Source organism: Nocardia sp. NPDC006982 (genome assembly GCF_042869435.1).
In the GTDB taxonomy this organism is placed as follows: Bacteria; Actinomycetota; Actinomycetes; order Mycobacteriales; family Mycobacteriaceae; genus Nocardia.
Genome location: NZ_JBIAFV010000002.1, coordinates 110,288 through 126,691, shown reverse-complemented (window position 1 = coordinate 126,691; position 16,404 = coordinate 110,288). Strand labels below are relative to the sequence as shown.

General features: G+C 66.9%; 11 protein-coding genes. 6 read left to right on the top strand and 5 right to left on the bottom strand.

Going from position 1 to position 16,404, the window contains the following annotated elements; translation table 11 throughout:
* Positions 1-592: 592 nt before the first annotated feature.
* Positions 593-2,041, bottom strand: a complete 1,449-nt coding sequence (locus ACFYOW_RS09560; RefSeq protein ID WP_387286285.1) for an HAD-IB family hydrolase — start codon at positions 2,039-2,041, stop codon at positions 593-595.
* Positions 2,041-4,497, bottom strand: a complete 2,457-nt coding sequence (locus ACFYOW_RS09555) for a glycerol-3-phosphate 1-O-acyltransferase (protein WP_387286283.1) — start codon at positions 4,495-4,497, stop codon at positions 2,041-2,043. Before ACFYOW_RS09555 ends, ACFYOW_RS09560 begins: the two co-directional genes overlap by 1 nt.
* A 121-nt stretch (positions 4,498-4,618) precedes the next feature.
* Between ACFYOW_RS09555 and ACFYOW_RS09550 the strand changes: the two genes are divergently transcribed.
* Positions 4,619-5,383, top strand: coding sequence for a DUF2127 domain-containing protein (locus tag ACFYOW_RS09550; protein ID WP_387286281.1), 765 nt, complete (start codon positions 4,619-4,621; stop codon positions 5,381-5,383).
* 90 nt (positions 5,384-5,473) lie between these two features.
* Positions 5,474-6,784, top strand: coding sequence for a nocobactin biosynthesis salicylate synthase NbtS (gene nbtS / locus ACFYOW_RS09545; protein ID WP_387286280.1), 1,311 nt, complete (start codon positions 5,474-5,476; stop codon positions 6,782-6,784).
* A gap of 118 nt (positions 6,785-6,902) precedes the next feature.
* Here nbtS and ACFYOW_RS09540 read toward each other — a convergent pair whose 3' ends face one another.
* The gene (locus tag ACFYOW_RS09540; RefSeq protein WP_387286279.1) at positions 6,903-8,522 is read right to left on the bottom strand and encodes a (2,3-dihydroxybenzoyl)adenylate synthase; all 1,620 of its coding nucleotides are present in this window, start codon (positions 8,520-8,522) and stop codon (positions 6,903-6,905) included.
* 140 nt (positions 8,523-8,662) lie between these two features.
* Here ACFYOW_RS09540 and ACFYOW_RS09535 point away from each other — a divergent pair, with 140 nt between their 5' ends.
* The 4 genes from ACFYOW_RS09535 to ACFYOW_RS09520 all read left to right on the top strand — a co-directional run bounded on the left by ACFYOW_RS09535 (position 8,663) and on the right by ACFYOW_RS09520 (position 15,143).
* Positions 8,663-12,166, top strand: a complete 3,504-nt coding sequence (locus ACFYOW_RS09535) for an amino acid adenylation domain-containing protein (RefSeq protein ID WP_387286278.1) — start codon at positions 8,663-8,665, stop codon at positions 12,164-12,166.
* A 50-nt stretch (positions 12,167-12,216) separates the two neighbouring features.
* On the top strand, positions 12,217-13,095 hold the full coding sequence (locus ACFYOW_RS09530; RefSeq protein ID WP_387286277.1) for an oxidoreductase: 879 nt from the start codon (positions 12,217-12,219) through the stop codon (positions 13,093-13,095).
* Between the two features lie 213 nt (positions 13,096-13,308).
* Entirely contained in the window at positions 13,309-13,779 is a 471-nt protein-coding gene (locus ACFYOW_RS09525; RefSeq protein ID WP_063044444.1) for a carboxymuconolactone decarboxylase family protein, read from the top strand.
* Positions 13,780-14,000: 221 nt separating this feature from the next.
* Positions 14,001-15,143, top strand: coding sequence for a 3-deoxy-7-phosphoheptulonate synthase (locus tag ACFYOW_RS09520; protein WP_387286275.1), 1,143 nt, complete (start codon positions 14,001-14,003; stop codon positions 15,141-15,143).
* Positions 15,144-15,182: 39 nt separating this feature from the next.
* Here ACFYOW_RS09520 and ACFYOW_RS09515 read toward each other — a convergent pair whose 3' ends face one another.
* A complete protein-coding gene (locus ACFYOW_RS09515; RefSeq protein WP_387286273.1) occupies positions 15,183-15,734 on the bottom strand; it encodes a class I SAM-dependent methyltransferase in 552 nt (183 codons plus the stop codon).
* Positions 15,735-15,815: 81 nt separating this feature from the next.
* The gene (locus ACFYOW_RS09510; protein ID WP_387286271.1) at positions 15,816-16,397 is read right to left on the bottom strand and encodes a GNAT family N-acetyltransferase; all 582 of its coding nucleotides are present in this window, start codon (positions 16,395-16,397) and stop codon (positions 15,816-15,818) included.
* Between the last annotated feature and the right edge of the window lie 7 nt (positions 16,398-16,404).

Below are 16,404 nucleotides of genomic sequence, written 5' to 3'. Positions count from 1 at the left end.
GGTAACGGGGGGTTCGTCCGCAGTCGGGTATCCCGTCCGGCAAGCAGCCGGGCACCGTCCGTCAGCCGGGCACCCCGCCTACCAACTGGGCACCCAGTGGCCGGCCGGGCACCCCGTCTGCCATTTGACCAGGCATCCGTCCGCCAGCCGGGTATCCGTGGCTGCCGCCGCTCAACTTCACCGCAGCGGAAGCGGTCGCACTCGCCGTGGCTTCGGCGCGCGGCGAGGCGACGCCCCTCGACCAGACCGGGCGCAGCGCGTTGCGCAAGATTCTCGGGGTGATGTCGGAGCGAATGCGGCCGCCGCGCGCGACCTCGCCGCGCGGGTTCGGTTGCGCCGACGGGGCATCAGTTCGCCGACGGGGCATCAGTTCGCCGACGGGGCATCGGTCCGTCGACGGGGCATCGGTCCGCCGACGGGGCATCAGTTCGCCGACCGGGCATCGGTCCGCCGACCGGGCATCGGTCCGCCGACCGGGCATCAGTTCGCCGACGGGGCATCAGTTCGCCGACCGGGCATCGGTCCGCCGACCAGGCATCCGGTAAAGCGGAGCTCCGGCTTACGGGCGTGCACAGTGAAGGTCCCGGCGGCATCACCGGTCCGGCGACGGCCAGTTCAGCAGGGTGTCGGTGTACAGCTGACGGACGGCTTCGACGTTGTCGTCCATATCGTTCGCGTCCCAACTGCCGACGTCGATCGGGTCGAGGATGGCCACGTCGACGGTGCCCTTGCGCGCGACCATCGAGTTGCGCCAGTTGATTTCACCCGCGTTGCGGATCACCACCGGGATCACCGGCACCCCGGCCTGGATCGCGATGTGGAAGGCGCCCTTCTTGAACGGGCCGATGCGCGGCGTATACGACCGGGTGCCTTCGGGTGAGACCGCGATCGACAGTCCGTCGCGCAGCGTCTGCACCACCGGCGCCAGTGCCGCCTTGGCCTGTGTGGTGTTGGCACGATCGACGAAGGTGACCCCGACGAACCGCATCAGCGGACCGAAGATCGGATTCTTCGTCAGCTCCTTCTTGCCGATTCCGGTGACCCCGCCTTCGAGCACCTTGGGGACGATGATCACGTCGAACTGGCTCTGATGGTTGAACAGGAAGACCGCGGGTCTCGGGGCGCGGGCGTTTTCCGCACCGCTGACCCGCAGCCGGATACCGGTCGCGCCGAGCGTGGCAGCGGTTCCGTAGGCCATCAGCGCATCGGCCATCTTCCGGCGTTGACGCGTGTAGGACTTGCTCAGCACGCCGAGCAGCGCCCCGGCCAGTAACCCGGCGAATCCGGCGACGGTGCGCAGATAGTCGGTCGGGCGCGGCGGTCGGCGTGGACGGAACGTCAGTATCGGCCAATTCTGTTCGGCGGCAGCGGTAGCGAGCTTTCGCTCGGGATTCACCGCTACCGGATGCCCGACCACCGAGAGCAGCGGCAGATCGGCGATGCTGTCCGCGTAGACGTAGCTGCGGCTGGTATCCAGCCCATGCGCGCCGGCGAATTCGCGAACCGCATCGGCCTTGCCATTGCGCCACAGGGTCTTTCCGTCGGCGTATCCGGTGAGCACGCCATCGGTGGTCGCCATCCGGGTGTACAGCACGTGCTCGATACCGAGTTCGGCCGCGGCGGGTTCGACCTGGAATCGGGTCAGCGCGGTCGCGAGCACTACGGTGTGCCCGGCGGCTTCGTGCGTCCGGATCAGCTGCCACGCTTCGGGATACAGGTGCCCGTAGATCTTCTTCCGGAACAGCAGCGTGCCCAACTCGTCCAGCTCGTCTTCGGGCTGCTCGGCGAGTATCCGCATGGCCTGCTGGAGGAACCGGCTGTATTCGCCGTCGGTGAGTCCGTTGCGGATGCTGCCGAGCAGGGTGTCCGCGGTAATTCGGCTCTTGTCGCGCCGGAATGTCCACCGCGACAGCGGCCCGAAACCATCCACAACGGTGGCGAAGTCGAAGACTGCGGCGACTTCGGGCCCCTGCGGCCCGGACCGGATCGCGGCGATGGCCGCCGCGAGATCCGTTGGGACCACAGGGCGCTGTTCGACCATCAGGCCCCCCGTACCGGAATATTGGACGGATCCAGTGCGGCCGCCTGCGAGATCCTAGCCGCGATAATGCGCAGCTGGTCGGCGAATTCGTTTCTGCGCCGGGCCAATTCGGCCCGCGGCTTGGCCGAGTCATGACTGACGCGGGTCAACAACCCGTGGTTGTCCGCGAGTTTGAGTGCGCTGGAGAACAATTCGGTGGAGACGGATTCTGGACTGTGCAGTCGCTGCTGCAGCAGCATCTGCTTACCGACCGCGACGCATTCGTCGATGAACTCCTTGCGATCGATCTCTTCGGCGCTGTCGTGAGCCGCCAGCCGCTCGGCCACCACCAGCTGCGCGTCGACGAATGCGCGCAGCGTGCGGTGCGCCATCATGAATCCGGATGCGGTGAGTTTGTGCAGGACATCCTCGCCGAGGGTGTCCGCCGCGGTGTGCTGGTGCCAATCCGGGTCCACCAGCAGCATTTCCGCGGTCATCTGTGCCGAGAACTCGGCCCGCTCCGGGAAGAAGAATTCGAACTTCAGCAGATCGCGCAGTCGGAAGGCCTCGTCCCAGCCCGCCCGCAGCTGATCCGGCGCCTGCATCTCCAAGGCGCACAGGATCGACAATTCGAGAATGGCTCGGTTGATGAACCAATGCACCGCGCTATTGCGATAGAACGCGGCCTCCAGATGCGCACCCGATTCGATCGAGTACACCGGTTCCAGCCCACCGCGGTACACCGTCACGACCTTGGCCAGCGATAGCTGCTCCAGCACCACCGCGAGACTCTGCTCATCGCGCAGCGCCGCCAGTTCGCCGTGCGGCAGCTCGCGCTTCTCGATGTACCGCAGCACCGGGGCCAGCACGGTACGCACCTCGCCGAGGGTGAGCGCACGCTCGTGCACACCGAGCAGCGCCAGGGTGACCAGCGCGTTGACCGTGATCGGGGTGACCGCATTGATGCCGACGGCGACTTCGAAGGCCAACCGCTGCACGGCCTTTCGCTCCAGCTCGGCGACCTCCGCCGACTCGGTGACATTGCTCGATTCGGTTCCCGCCGGTTCGGTGCGGTGCAGCGGAATGATCGTCGGCGCCGGGGTGAGCGGATCCCCATATGCGGCAAGGCGATCGCGCGCCGACAGCGGTTCGCCGAATCGCACGTAGACGTGTCCGGCCGAATGCTGTTGGCTGCGTATATAGCGCGCCATCCAGGCCAGGCCCTCCGGCTTCTTTTTCCCGCCGGCCTGTTCGGTGGCGATGGCGCCGAGTTCGTTCAGTCGCTCATAGGTGATCGATACCGGGACGAGCAGCACATCGTCGATCCGATTCGAACGGACCGCGGAGGCAAGGTAATTCAGCAATCCATAGCGCGGCGGGCGCAGCTTGCCGGTGCGGGTGCGGCCGCCCTCGAAGTACCACTCCATATTGAATCGCTTGGCCAGCAGGTAGGCGAAGTACTCCTCGACCACCGCCTTATAGACCTCGTCGTCACCGAAGCTGCGCCGGATGAAGACCGTGCCGGTGCGCCGGGCGATCGGACCCATCGGCCAGAAGCTCAGATTCGCGCCGCCGATCACATGATTCGGTGGAAAGTCGTTGCGGGCCAGCACATCACCGAGTACGAACGCATCGACATAGGACCGGTGCGAGGGCAGGAAGACCAGCGGATGGTTGCGGTTCAACGCGCGCAATCCGTCCAGGCCGGAGTCGTCGGAGTCGACCTTCCAGGTCGAGGCGTGGATCGGGCGCATCGCCTGGGTGAACAGATCCGAGACCAGCCTGCTCTGGGCGGCGACGAGTTCGTTCAGCGCCTTCTCGGCCCGCCGGTACACCTCGTGCGGACTCGTACCGAGCTGATCGGCGATGAGTTCGAGCCTGCGCAGGAAGTCGGGAGAGTCGAGGATCTCCTCGGCCACCAGCCGCGGCACCTTGTACCGGTCACCGATGATGGAACGTTCGGCGCGTTCCAGGGCGACCACCGCGGCGCGCACGATGGCGCGCGCGAACGGTTCGGCGGAGCCCTTCAGAAGTAGCGCCGCGGCCTCCGGATTATTGGCGCGCAATTCGCTGAGCAGAGCGGGCTGCCCGGTGAGCACCACGTGACGGTCCGGCGATTTGCCGACCAACCGGCGTTGCGCGAGTCGGTTCGGCTTGCGCGGATTGGTCAGCAGGGCCAGGTCGGCGAAGGTGATGCGGCGGACCCCGTCGCGCTCCGGCGGGAGCCACAGCACCCGGATCGGCACCACCAGCGGATCGTCGCGCCGTCCGACCAGTCGATCGCCGATCGCATCCGCATCCAGATCCAACTGGGTGATCGGTGCGTCGACGCCGAGTTCGTGCTTCAGTCCGCCGTCGGCCAGCCAGGCGCCGACGAGTTCGCGTTCCACGCCGGAGCTCGCATCGATCAGTGCCACCACCGAATCGGGGGCTGCCGCTCGAGCTGGAGCGGGCGAATCCCCGCGGTGATCGATCATGACTCCTATTGAAGCCCGCCAGTGGATTCCGCGCAGGAACTCCGGCGGGCGAGTTGGGCTTCGGGTATCGACACGGCGTTTGCGATCGCGGCCGATCGCGATGGCAAACTAGGCTGCGCGCATGGATTGGGCGTTACGCGCGTGCGGCTGGCACGGCCACTACACCTATGCGCCGGACGAGCAGGATCTGGCGGAGCGGTTGCATGTTCAGACGGTGGCCGGTGTCGCGTGGCGGTGTCTGCGCTGCGGCACGTTCGTACCCGGCGAACCGGTGGGCTCCGGGCCCGCCGACCACGCTCCGGAGGTGCCGCGCGGGCGACTGCTGCGGGACCGCTGGCTGATGCGGGCGTTGGCGATCGAGCGGTTGGTGCGCGGCTTGCTCTTGGTGGTCGCCGCGCTCGCCGTCTTCAAATTCCGGTCCTCGCGCGAGGATATGCGGGCGGCCTTCGACGAGGAACTGCCGCTGCTGCGCCCGCTGGCCGATCAGATCGGCTGGGATATCGACCGATCCAAGCTCGTGCATCTGATCGATGACGCGTTCTCGCTGTCGAATACGACCCTGCTGTGGGTGGCCATCGGCATCCTCGCCTATGCGGCGCTGCAGGCGATCGAGGCGGTGGGGCTGTGGCTGGTGAAGCGCTGGGGTGAGTACTTCGCGGTGGTCGCGACCAGCATCTTCCTGCCGTTGGAGATCTATGAGTTGACCGAGAAGATCACTGTGCTGCGCATCGGCGCGCTGCTGATCAATATCGCGGCGGTGGTGTGGCTGGTCTACAGCAAGCGGTTGTTCGGAGTGCGCGGCGGCGGAGCCGCATATCACGCGGAGCACAGCACGGAGAGTCTGTTGAGCGTCGAGCGGTCGGCGCTTGCGGTGCCCGCGGAGTAGCCGTTTCTGTGGTCTGCAGCACAGTACGCTTTAGACAGGTAATGCTAACCTTACTTCTCTGAGTTAGGTCAGCATAACCTTGGAGGATCGTTGTCGACCACGGAGCGCTTGCGCGTTGAGTATGTGACCGATCCGGCGGCAGCGATGTCCCGGCTGGCGGCGGCCGAGCGCTTCGGTGAATACGTGATGTACGAACGGCCCGGCGAATGGGTATTCGCGGCCGATCCGCTCGGCGGCGTCGAACTCGACGCGAACGAATTGCGCATGTCCTGGGACGGGCGCGGCACCACGAGTGCCTGGGAGGGCAGCCCGGCGCGGGTCATCGACAGCGCCCTGGCCACGCTGCCGCTCGGCGGGCGTCGGGCCTACGGCTGGATCGGATTCGAGTTCTGCGCATGGGCATTGGATGCGACGCGGCATCTGGATCCGCGAACCGCACTGGCCCATCTGATGATTCCGCGCATCGAGGTGCGGGTCGGCGAGTTCGGCGTCCGGATTTCCGGCGCGACACCGGCCGAGGCCGATGACATTCACGATCTCATCGCCGCCTCGCAGGAGACCGAGCTGCCGCAGGCGCATCCGGTCGATGTGCGTCTCGATCCGACCGGATATCGCGATCGGGTCGCCGAGGCGGTCACGGAAATCCGTTCCGGTCGCTATCAGAAGGTCATTCTGTCCAGGAAGGTCGATCTGCCGTTCGCGGTGGACGTCCCCGCCAGTTACCGGCTCGGCCGCGCCAACAACACTCCGGCGCGGTCGTTCCTGCTTCGCCTCGGTGGACTCGAGGCGGCCGGATTCAGTCCGGAGTTGGTTGCCTCCGTCGACGAGGATCGGGTGGTCACCACCGAGCCGCTTGCCGGGACGCGCGCCTTCGGGCTGGGCGAAGCCATCGATATGGCGGCTCGGGCCGACCTGATCACCGATCCCAAAGAGATCGTGGAGCACGCGATTTCGGTGCAGACCTCCTTTGCCGAGATCACCGAGGTGGCCGATCCCGGCACGCCCGCGGTCTCCGATTTCATGGCGGTTCGGGAACGTGGCAGCGTGCAGCATCTGGCCTCCACGGTGCGCGGGCGACTCGCTGCGGACCGTTCCAGCTGGGATGCGCTCGAGGTCCTGTTCCCGTCGGTCACGGCGTCCGGTATTCCGAAGCGGGAGGGCGTCGACTCGGTGTTCCGTCTCGACGGTGCGCCGCGTGGTCTGTACTCCGGTGCCGTGGTGACGATTTCGCCGAGTGGTGCGATGGAGGCGACGCTGGTGCTGCGTGCGGTCTATCAGACCACCGAAGGCGCGTGGCTGCGGGCGGGCGCGGGCATTGTCGGGCAGTCGCGGCCGGAGCGGGAATTCGAGGAGACCTGCGAAAAACTGGGCAGTGTCGCGCCCTATGTAGTCAAGGCCTAGCAAATTCATACCCATCAAGGTCGGCCCGCGTTCCGAATCATCTGCTGGGGCACCCGGTTATCCGGGGTTCGGATCGGGGGTGGCGAGATCGGACTCGCGCCACCCCCGATCGTTCCGGTCAGCCGTGGTCGGCGCGCAGGGCCTTCTTATCGATCTTGCCGACGGCGGTGATGGGCAGTTCGTCGGCCTGGCGGAGCAGGTCCGGGAGTTTGTAGGTCGCCAGACCGCGTTCGGTGAGGAAGGACTTGAGCTGGACCAGGGTCGGCATCTCGCCGTCGACAACCAAGACGGCACAGACCTTTTCACCCAGCGCGGCATCGGGAAGGCCGACGGCGGCGGCATGCCGGACGGACGGATGGGCCAGCAGATGTTCCTCGAGTTCGTCGCAGGAGATGTTCTCGCCGCCCCGATTGATGACGTCCTTGATGCGGCCGGAGACGATCAGATGGCCGCTCGGCAGTCGGCGCACGAGATCGCCGGAGCGGTAGTAGCCGTCGGGGGTGAAGGCGCGGGCATTGTGTTCGGGGGCGCGGTAGTAGCCGCGGATTGTGTAGGGGCCCTTGGTGAGCAGTTCACCCTCTTCGCCCGGGACGACCTCGCTGCCGTCGGCATCCACGACCCGCACCTCGTCGGCAGGCGAGAGCGGACGACCCTGGGTGGTGCAGACGATATCGGCGGTGTCGTCGAGGCGGGTGTAGTTGAGCAGGCCCTCGGCCATACCGAAGACCTGTTGCAGTTGGACGCCCAGTGCGGGCACAACCTCGCGGGCGTTCACCTCGGCCAGCCGCGCGCCGCCGACCTGGAGCAGGCGCAGTGAGCCGAGATCGGCGTCTTCCCATTCGGTTGCCGCACACCAGAGTTGGGCCAGTGGCGGCACGACCGCGGTGACGGTGACGCGATGGTGTTCGATGGCGGCGAAGGCGCTCTCCGGACTCGGATCGGTGATGAAGGTGACGGCCGCGCCGACCGATACGGTGCCGAGTATGCCGGGGCAGGCGAGCGGGAAGTTGTGTGCGGCGGGCAGTGTCGCGAGGTAGACGTCGTCCTCGGTCAGTCCGCAAACCTCGGCGCTCGCGGTGGCGTTGTAGACGTAGTCGTCGTGGGTGCGCGCGATGAGCTTCGGCAGGCCGGTGGTACCGCCGGAGACCAGCATCAGCGCGATATCGCTCGGATCGATGTCGGGAAGTGAACCGCCGTCGCGGGGAATCGAATTCAGATCGGTGAAGGTTCCCGGATCACCGAGTACGAGAACGTGACGCAGGGTGGGTACCGCCGAGCGGACGGTTTCGGCCAGTTCGCGGTAGTCGAAGTCGCCGAGCCGGTCGGCCACGATGTACGCGACCGCTTCGGAAAGCCCGGCCAGATGCTCGATTTCGGCGCGGCGATGCGCGGGCAGGGTCAGTACCGGAATGATTCCGGCGCGCAGCAATCCGAACAGGACAGTCAAGAACTCAGGCACATTCGGCAGTTGCACGACGACCCGATCGCCCGGGGCGATGCCGAGTGCGAGTAAACCGTGCGCCATTCGATCGGCCTCGGCATCCACCCACGCGTATGTGCGCGTGCTGTCGGCATCGAGCAGGGCGGTGCGATGCGGGTGCCGGGTCGCGGTCGCGCGCAGCAGGTCGCCGAGTGGGCGGCCGGTCCAGTAGCCGGCCGCGCGATAGGTCGCGGCGTCGGCGGTGGGGAAGGGGATGTAGCCGTCGCGATGGGTGGGCGAGGTGGATGTCGAAGTCACGGTCTGCCTCACTGCAAGATCTGCTGCATGATTAGGGTCTCATAACATAGGTTAGGCAACCCTATCTCAATGCTATAGGCTACCCGCTGAGCAGTCTCGATCCGCCGGATGCGGCGGCGATCAAGGAGTGACAGCGCCAGATGGAGCCAGCACAGCGACCGGGGGACGGGGCGGGGACGACGATCGGCCGGGAGGAAATCCGCGCTGCCATTGCCCAGCAGCTCGACGTACCGGTCGAGACGATCGCCGACGGCGATGATCTGATCCAGCTCGGACTGGACTCCATTCGCACCATGAAGTTGGCGGGCGGCTGGCGCAAACGGGGGCTGGAGATCAATTTCGCGCAGTTGGCTGCGGCGCCGTCGGTCGCGGAGTGGGCGCGGTTGCTCGGCGTCGACGAATCCGTCGCGGCGGTCGCGGAGGTCGAACCTGTCGAAAACGTTGATCCCGAAGACGAATTCGCGCCGTTCCCGTTGGGTTCGATGCAGCACGCCTACTGGATCGGTCGCTCCGAGGAGCAGGATCTCGGTGGTGTCGCGGCACACCTGTATGTCGAATTCGACGGTGCCGAGGTCGATCCCGAACGTTTGGCGCGGGCCGTGACGGATCTCGTTGCCGTGCATCCGATGCTGCGTACCAGGTTCCTTACCGACGGCACCCAGCAGACCATTCTCGACCCGGGCCGGCCGGTGTTCTCGGTCGTCGATCTGCGCGCGCACGCTCCTGCGGCGGCCGAGGCCGAGCTGGAGCGGTTGCGCGACAGCAAGACTCATCAGCGGCTGGCCATCGAGGAGGGCCAGGTGCTCGACGTGACGCTGAGCCTGCTCGCCGACGGCCGCACCCGGCTGCATCTCGATGTCGACATGATCGCGGGTGACGCGATGAGCTACCGCGTGCTCGTCGCCGACCTTGCCGACCTCTACCACGGCGGCACGGTTCCTCCGCAGGGCTACAGCTATCGCCGCTATCGCATCGAGCGCAGAGTGGATACCGTTGCCAGGGAACGCGATAAGCAGTGGTGGCGCGATCGGCTGCCGGAGCTGCCCGGCGCACCGGAGCTGCCGACCATTCCGGTCAGCGAGCGCGCCGAACCGCAGCGGACCGTCCGCTACGACCACTGGTTGGAGCCGGAAGCCAAGGAGCGGCTGCTCGCCGCCGCGCACGCTCGCGGCATCACACCGGCAATGGCATTGGCTGCGGTATTCGCCGAGACCATCGGCGGCTGGTCGGGGCAGAGCCGCTTCCTGCTGAATGTGCCGCTGTTCCACCGGGAACCGGTGCATCCGGATATCGACCGGGTGATCGGCGATTTCACCTCCTCGATCATGTTGGAGGTGGACGTCACCGAGAATGTGACGGTCACCGAGCGGGCGAAAGCACTACAGCGTGCGATGCACGAAAGCGGCTCGCACACCGCGTATTCCGGGCTGGAGGTACTGCGCGATCTGGGCAGGCACCGCGGCGAGCCGGTGCTCGCGCCGATCGTCTACACCAGCGCGCTCAACCTGGGCGAGCTGTTCGCGACCTCGGTCACCGAAACCTTCGGCGAGCCGGTCTGGATCATCTCGCAGGGACCACAGGTGCTGCTGGACGCGCAGGTCACCGAGGTGCGCGGCGGGCTGCTACTCAACTGGGACGTGCGCGAATCCGCGTTCCCCGCGGGAATGATCGACGCCATGTTCACCAGCTACACCGAGGCCATCGGCAGGCTCGGCGCGGGCGAGGCGGGCTGGATCGCGGAGGCCGCGGTGCACCTGCCGGTCGCCCAGGCCGCCGTGCGCGCCGCAGTGAACGCGACCGACGGTCCGGTCTCCGGACGGGCACTGCACCAGGGCTTCTTCGACCATGCCCGCAGCACGCCCGACGCACCGGCGGTGCTATGGCGTCGCGACGGCGTGGACGGCGGCTGGAGCTACGGCGAGCTTGCCGGACAAGCGCTTTCGGTTGCGGCCGCGCTGTGTGAGATCGGGGTGCGGCCCGGTGCAACCGTCGCGGTGCAGCTGCCGAAGGGGCCGGATCAGATCCTCGCCGTACTCGGTGTGCTCGCGGTGGGTGCGGCCTATGTGCCCATCGGTTTCGATCAGCCGGTCGGGCGGCGCGCGGAGATCCTGCGCACCGGTGACGTGGTCGCCGCGCTCACTGTCGACGCCGCCGATATGGATCGCCCGGATATCACCTGTCTGCCGCTGTCGGCGGCGCGTACCCATCCGAATCCGTTGGCCGAACCGGTGGTGCCGGATCCGGAGTCGATCGCCTATGTGCTGTTCACCTCCGGCTCCACGGGTGTGCCGAAGGGTGTCGACGTGCCGCACCGCGGTGCGATGAACACCATCGACGCGGTGAACGAGTGGTTCGAGGTCGGCCCGGCCGACCGGGTGCTCGGGCTGTCCGCGCTGGAATTCGACGCCTCCGTCTACGACATGTTCGGCATGTTCGCGGTCGGCGGCTCGGTGGTCGCGCTGTCGGCCGCACAGCGCGAGGAGGCCACCAGCTGGGTGGAACTGCTGACCCACCACCGGGTTTCGATCCTCAACTGTGTGCCGAGCATGCTCGACATGATCCTGGAGATCGGCGGTGACCACCTGGGCGATTCGCTGCGCGCGGTCACCCTCGGCGGTGACTGGGTCGGCGCGGATCTGGCGCGGCGGCTGGCCCGGCAGGTGCCGGGCTGCCGGTTCTCCGGTTTGGGCGGTGCCACCGAAACCTCCATCCACAACACCATTTGCGAGGTCGCCGACCCGCCCGAGCATTGGGCCACCGTCCCGTTCGGCGTGCCACTGCGCAATGTGCGCTGCCGCGTGGTGAATTCGGCGGGCCGCGACTGCCCGGACTGGGTGCCCGGCGAATTCTGGGTCGGCGGTGCGAATGTCGCGGCGGGTTATCGCAATGATCCGGAGCGCACCGCGCAACGGTTCGTCGTCCACGACGATCTCCGCTGGTACCGCACCGGTGATATGGCGCGCTACTGGCCCGACGGCACCATCGAATTCCTCGGTCGCGCCGACCATCAGGTTCAGATCCGCGGTTACCGGGTGGAATTGGGCGAGGTGGAAAGCGGACTGCGTACCGCACCGGGAGTGCGGCACGCGGTGGCCACCGTGGTAGGCAAGGGCGCGCCGAAGCTGGTCGCAGCGGTTTCGGGCGAGGTCGGCTCCGCCGAGGAGATTGTCGCCGCGGTGCGGGATCTGTTGCCCGGCTACATGATTCCCACTCGCATCGAGATCTTCGAGCAGATGCCGTTGACCGATAACGGCAAGCTCGATCGTCGCGCGGTGGTGGCACTGCTGGAACCCGACGCGTCCGAAGCGGTGGACGCGCGCCCACGCACGCCGCTCGAGGCCGCACTGGCCACCGTCGTCGCCGGAGTGCTCGGTATCGAGCGCATCGGCGTGCACGACGATTTCTTCGGCGCCGGCGGTGACTCGGTGCTGGCCACCACGGCCGTCGCCAGGATCCGCGAATGGCTCGAGGTCGACCACGCGCTGGTCGCCGACCTGCTCGTCGGCCGGACGGTGGCCGGGTTGGCCAGACGGCTGATCGAACGGGAGACCGGTCGTGGCACGCCCGATCGCCTGGACGCCGTCGCCAAGTTGTACCTGGAGGTGGTGGCGATGACCGACGAGGAGATCCTGGCCCAGGCGTGACCTGTGCGCATTGCCTGAGAACGATGGCCGCGCGCACTAGACTTCCGGTCATGAGCCATTGGGATACCTCGAACATTCCCGATCAGAGTGGCCGCACGATCATCGTCACCGGCGCGAACAGCGGGCTGGGGGCGGCGACGGTGCGTGCGCTGGCCGGGGCGGGTGCGCAGGTGGTCCTGGCCTGTCGAAATCTGGCCAAGGGCGAGAAAGTGGCAGGGGAGATCGGTGCGCGCGCCGAGGTGCGCGAACTCGATCTCGCGGATCTGGCCTCGGTGCGTGCGTTCGCCGATGCGGTGGATCGGGCCGACGTGCTGATCAATAACGCGGGTGTGATGGCGGTGCCGCAGCGGCGGACCGCCGATGGCTTCGAAATGCAGATCGGCACAAACCATCTCGGTCACTTCGCGCTGACCGGGCTACTGCTGGAAAAGATTTCGGACCGGGTGGTCACGGTCTCCAGCGGTGCACACCGGGCCGGCAAGATCGATCTGGACGACCTGAACTGGGAGCGCCGCAAGTACCAGCGCTGGTCCGCCTACGGCCAGGCGAAGTTGGCCAACCTGATGTTCGCCTACGAGTTGCAGCGCCGGCTGACCGCGGCGGGTTCGTCGAAGATTTCGGTGGCCGCGCATCCCGGTTATGCCGCAACGGAACTGCAGTCGCATACCGAATCCATTCTGGACAAGGTCATGGCGCTGGGCAACCGGCTGCTGGCGCAGAGCGCCGAAATGGGTGCGCTGCCGGAGATCTACGCGGCGACCGAGCAGGTGGAGCCGGGCGCGTTCTACGGCCCGGACGGATGGGGCGGCATGCGTGGCTATCCCGGGCTGTCCGGTTCCACCGCGGCATCCAAGGACGAGCAGGTCGCGCGCGGCCTGTGGGAGCTGTCCGAGAAGCTGACCGGCGTAACCTACACATTCGGCAAGTAGCGGAGTCCCCTGCGGCACAGGGTAACTCAGGAAGCGCGGCGGTCGTGCCGGTCGCTTTGGGCGCGAAGGATGAAAATCACTGCGAGCCAGTACTGATCCGCCCCGCGACGGCGATGCACGGCACTCGTGATCCAGGTCACATTCGCTGATGTCACACTGTGGTGGGCCGCGTCGTCCTCTCTGTGAACCCAACCGAATGGAAAGGCACAGATCATGGAACAGCGCTTCAACCTCTACGCCAACCCCGTCGCCGGTAGCTACGTCAAGCGGCTCATCACCGCGGGCAAGGTCGTCGACGGGTCCTCCCTGCCCGCCGCCACCTACGAACTGGTCAAGATCCGCGCCAGCCAGATCAACGGCTGCGGCATGTGCGTCGATATGCACACCAAGGATGCCGCGCACGCGGGCGAGACCGCCGTGCGAATCAACCTCGTCGCCGCGTGGCACGAGGCCACCGTCTTCACCGAGGCCGAGCGCGCAGCCCTCGCCCTCACCGAAGAGGCCACCCGCATCGGTGACGGCCGTGGCGTCAGCGACGAGACCTGGGAGCAGGTGCGCAAGCACTACGACGACGATCAGACCGCGGCCCTCATCGCGGCCATCGCGACGATCAACGCGTGGAACCGGATGAATGTGATCGTCCGCACCCCGGCCGGTGGTTACGTCCCCGGTCAGCTGGGGTGAGCTTCGGCACGAAAGTTGGCCTAGCGGTTACCTCGGGATAGTCCCTGGTACAGTCACCGTCGTGCAGCGCGTCTATTTCTGGTTTAGCAAGCCGGCCCTGGGTGGGTCGGTCTGCGGCAACCATTTGCGCTGACCTCGTTTTCACCCCGAGCCGGATGATGGACCGGCTCGACGGGTTTCACGTCCGTGGGTCGGCCTTGAAGTAAAGGAACCCACAAACGATGACTACCGCAGCCGACGTCGACGCGCGGCACGCCCACCCGTCGCCCGACCACCACCCCTCATCGAATCGCTCCGCGATGCTGTTCGGTCTGGACGACCAACGCACCCTCAGTGTGAGCCCGTTGCGCTCACCGGCCGAGGTCCGCCAGGTACACCGAATCACCGATGCGCTCGCCGACGTGGTCCGAGCCGGTCGCAAAGCCACCGTCGATGTGCTGAACGGTACCGACGATCGCCTGATGGTGATCGTCGGACCGTGTTCGGTCCATGATCCGGCCGCCGCGCTGGACTACGCCCGCCGCCTGGCCGCCAAGGCAGCTGAACTAGACGATCGGCTGCATGTCGTGATGCGGGTGTACTTCGAGAAGCCGCGCACCACCCTTGGCTGGAAGGGGCTGATCAACGATCCGCACCTGGACGGCTCCTTCGACGTGAACACCGGACTGGGCATCGGCCGCAAGCTGCTGGTCGATATCACCGCCCTCGGCCTGCCGGTGGCCTGTGAATTCCTCGACCCGATCACCCCGCAGTACATCGCGGACCTGGTCTCCTACGGCGCCATCGGCGCGCGCACCGCGGCCAGCCAGGTGCACCGCCAGCTCAGCAGCGCACTGTCCATGCCGGTCGGCATCAAGAACGGCACCGACGGCGATGTGCAGGTGGCCGTCGACGGCGTGCGGGCCGCTGCTGCCAGTCACGTTTTCCCAGGCACCGACTTGGACGGCCGCTCGGCGCTGATCCGCACCACCGGCAATCCGGACTGCCATGTGATCCTGCGCGGCGGCAGCACCGGCCCGAACTACGACGCCGCCTCGGTCCGCGAGGCCTGCATCCGGTTGGAGAAGGCATCGCTACCGGCGCGGATCGTGGTGGACGCCAGCCACGGCAACAGCAATAAGGATCACAACAAGCAGGTCGATGTGGTCACCGATATCGCGGGCCGGTTGGCCGCGGGCGAGCCGGAGGTGGTCGGCGTGATGCTGGAGAGCTTCCTCGTCGCGGGCCGCCAGGATCTGACCCTCGGGCACGCCGACGCACTGACCTACGGGCAGTCCATCACCGATGCCTGCATCGATTGGGAGACCACGGCCGCCCAGCTCGATCGCCTCGCTGACGCGGTGCAGGAGCGCCGCGAGCACTGATACTCCGAGCCTGCCGCCCCGGTGAAAGCCGGGGCGCGGCTACGGATTTCGCCGCGGTTTCGCGACGACGCCGAGGATATCGCCGGAGCAGACGGTGGCGCCGTCGAAGCCCGCGGTGGCCAGATAATCGATGAGGTGTCCGGGTGCGGGTTTCGGGCCGGTGCCGGTGGGCCCGTCCGGTGGTCCGTATCCGTAGAACAGATACAGCGTGCCGTCGGGTGTGAGGACCTGCCTGATCAGCGCGAGTTCGGCGGTGGGCCGCTTGGTCCAGAACAGATTCACGTTGACGGCGACAACCTTGTCGAAGCCGCGGGCCGGTCCGATTTCGGCAAGTACCCGGGCTCGGTCGAGCTGTTCCAGTCCGGCGTGCAACAGGTGGACCTTGCCGCATTTGATCAGTGCGGCATGGCGCTTCGTCGCGCGGGCGATGGCCGTCGGGGAACGGTCCACACCGACGACGCGACCGCCGTCCAGCTGTGCGGCCAGGTACGCGATCGAGTCGCTGGAGCCGGGACCGATTTCCAGGATCCGGTCGTCGGGCCGCAGGTGCATGGTCTCGGCGATCCACTCGAATCGGGCATCGATCGCCATATGGGCAATCTACGACTTTTGCGCGCCCCTGTCGGCGGTTCGGGCCCACCCGTCGCCCGACCACCACCCCTCATAAAATCGCTACGCGATGTCGCATATCCCGGGCGGCCAATCCGAGACCGGGCCGGGTGGGTCCGTCGCCAGCCGTCCGGCCAGCCAGGTGTCGCGGCGGCTGCCGCGCTGCATGCTGCCGAGTCGCGCCATCCCCTCGTAGTGGAAACCGTTGCGGCGGACCACCGCGGCCGAGGCGTGATTGCCGACGAAGGCGCGCCAGTTGATCCGGCTCAGCGCCAATCCTGTTGGCTGGAAACCGAATTCGCACACCAGGGCGACCGCGCGGGACATCAGCCCGCGTCCGCGTTCCGCGGAGACCAGCCAGAAGCCGATTTCCGATGCCGATTCGTCGCGCGCGTTGAGATCGATCATGCCGACGACCGGACCGTCGGCGCGGGTCCGCAGCGCCCAGATCGGACTGCAGGTGGCCCAGCCGGGCGCGACCATATCGTCGAGGAAGGATTCGGCATTCTTCCGGTGATACGGAACCGGAATCGTCACCCACTCGGCAATGCTGGGCTCCTGGCAGCATGCGACGATATCGTCGATATCGGCCTCGGTCGGCCGCGACAACCAGATGGTTGTGTCGGATAGCGGATGATCCTCCATATGATCA

Excerpts from the sequence above, each read along its gene's own strand:
- ACFYOW_RS09560 (WP_387286285.1), bottom strand. The coding sequence starts at position 2,041 with ATGGTCGAACAGCGCCCTGTGGTCCCAACGGATCTCGCGGCGGCCATC.
- ACFYOW_RS09555 (WP_387286283.1), bottom strand. The coding sequence starts at position 4,497 with ATGATCGATCACCGCGGGGATTCGCCCGCTCCAGCTCGAGCGGCAGCC.
- ACFYOW_RS09550 (WP_387286281.1), top strand. The coding sequence starts at position 4,619 with ATGGATTGGGCGTTACGCGCGTGCGGCTGGCACGGCCACTACACCTAT.
- ACFYOW_RS09535 (WP_387286278.1), top strand. The coding sequence starts at position 8,663 with ATGGAGCCAGCACAGCGACCGGGGGACGGGGCGGGGACGACGATCGGC.
- ACFYOW_RS09530 (WP_387286277.1), top strand. The coding sequence starts at position 12,217 with ATGAGCCATTGGGATACCTCGAACATTCCCGATCAGAGTGGCCGCACG.
- ACFYOW_RS09525 (WP_063044444.1), top strand. The coding sequence starts at position 13,309 with ATGGAACAGCGCTTCAACCTCTACGCCAACCCCGTCGCCGGTAGCTAC.
- ACFYOW_RS09520 (WP_387286275.1), top strand. The coding sequence starts at position 14,001 with ATGACTACCGCAGCCGACGTCGACGCGCGGCACGCCCACCCGTCGCCC.
- ACFYOW_RS09515 (WP_387286273.1), bottom strand. The coding sequence starts at position 15,734 with ATGGCGATCGATGCCCGATTCGAGTGGATCGCCGAGACCATGCACCTG.
- ACFYOW_RS09510 (WP_387286271.1), bottom strand. The coding sequence starts at position 16,397 with ATGGAGGATCATCCGCTATCCGACACAACCATCTGGTTGTCGCGGCCG.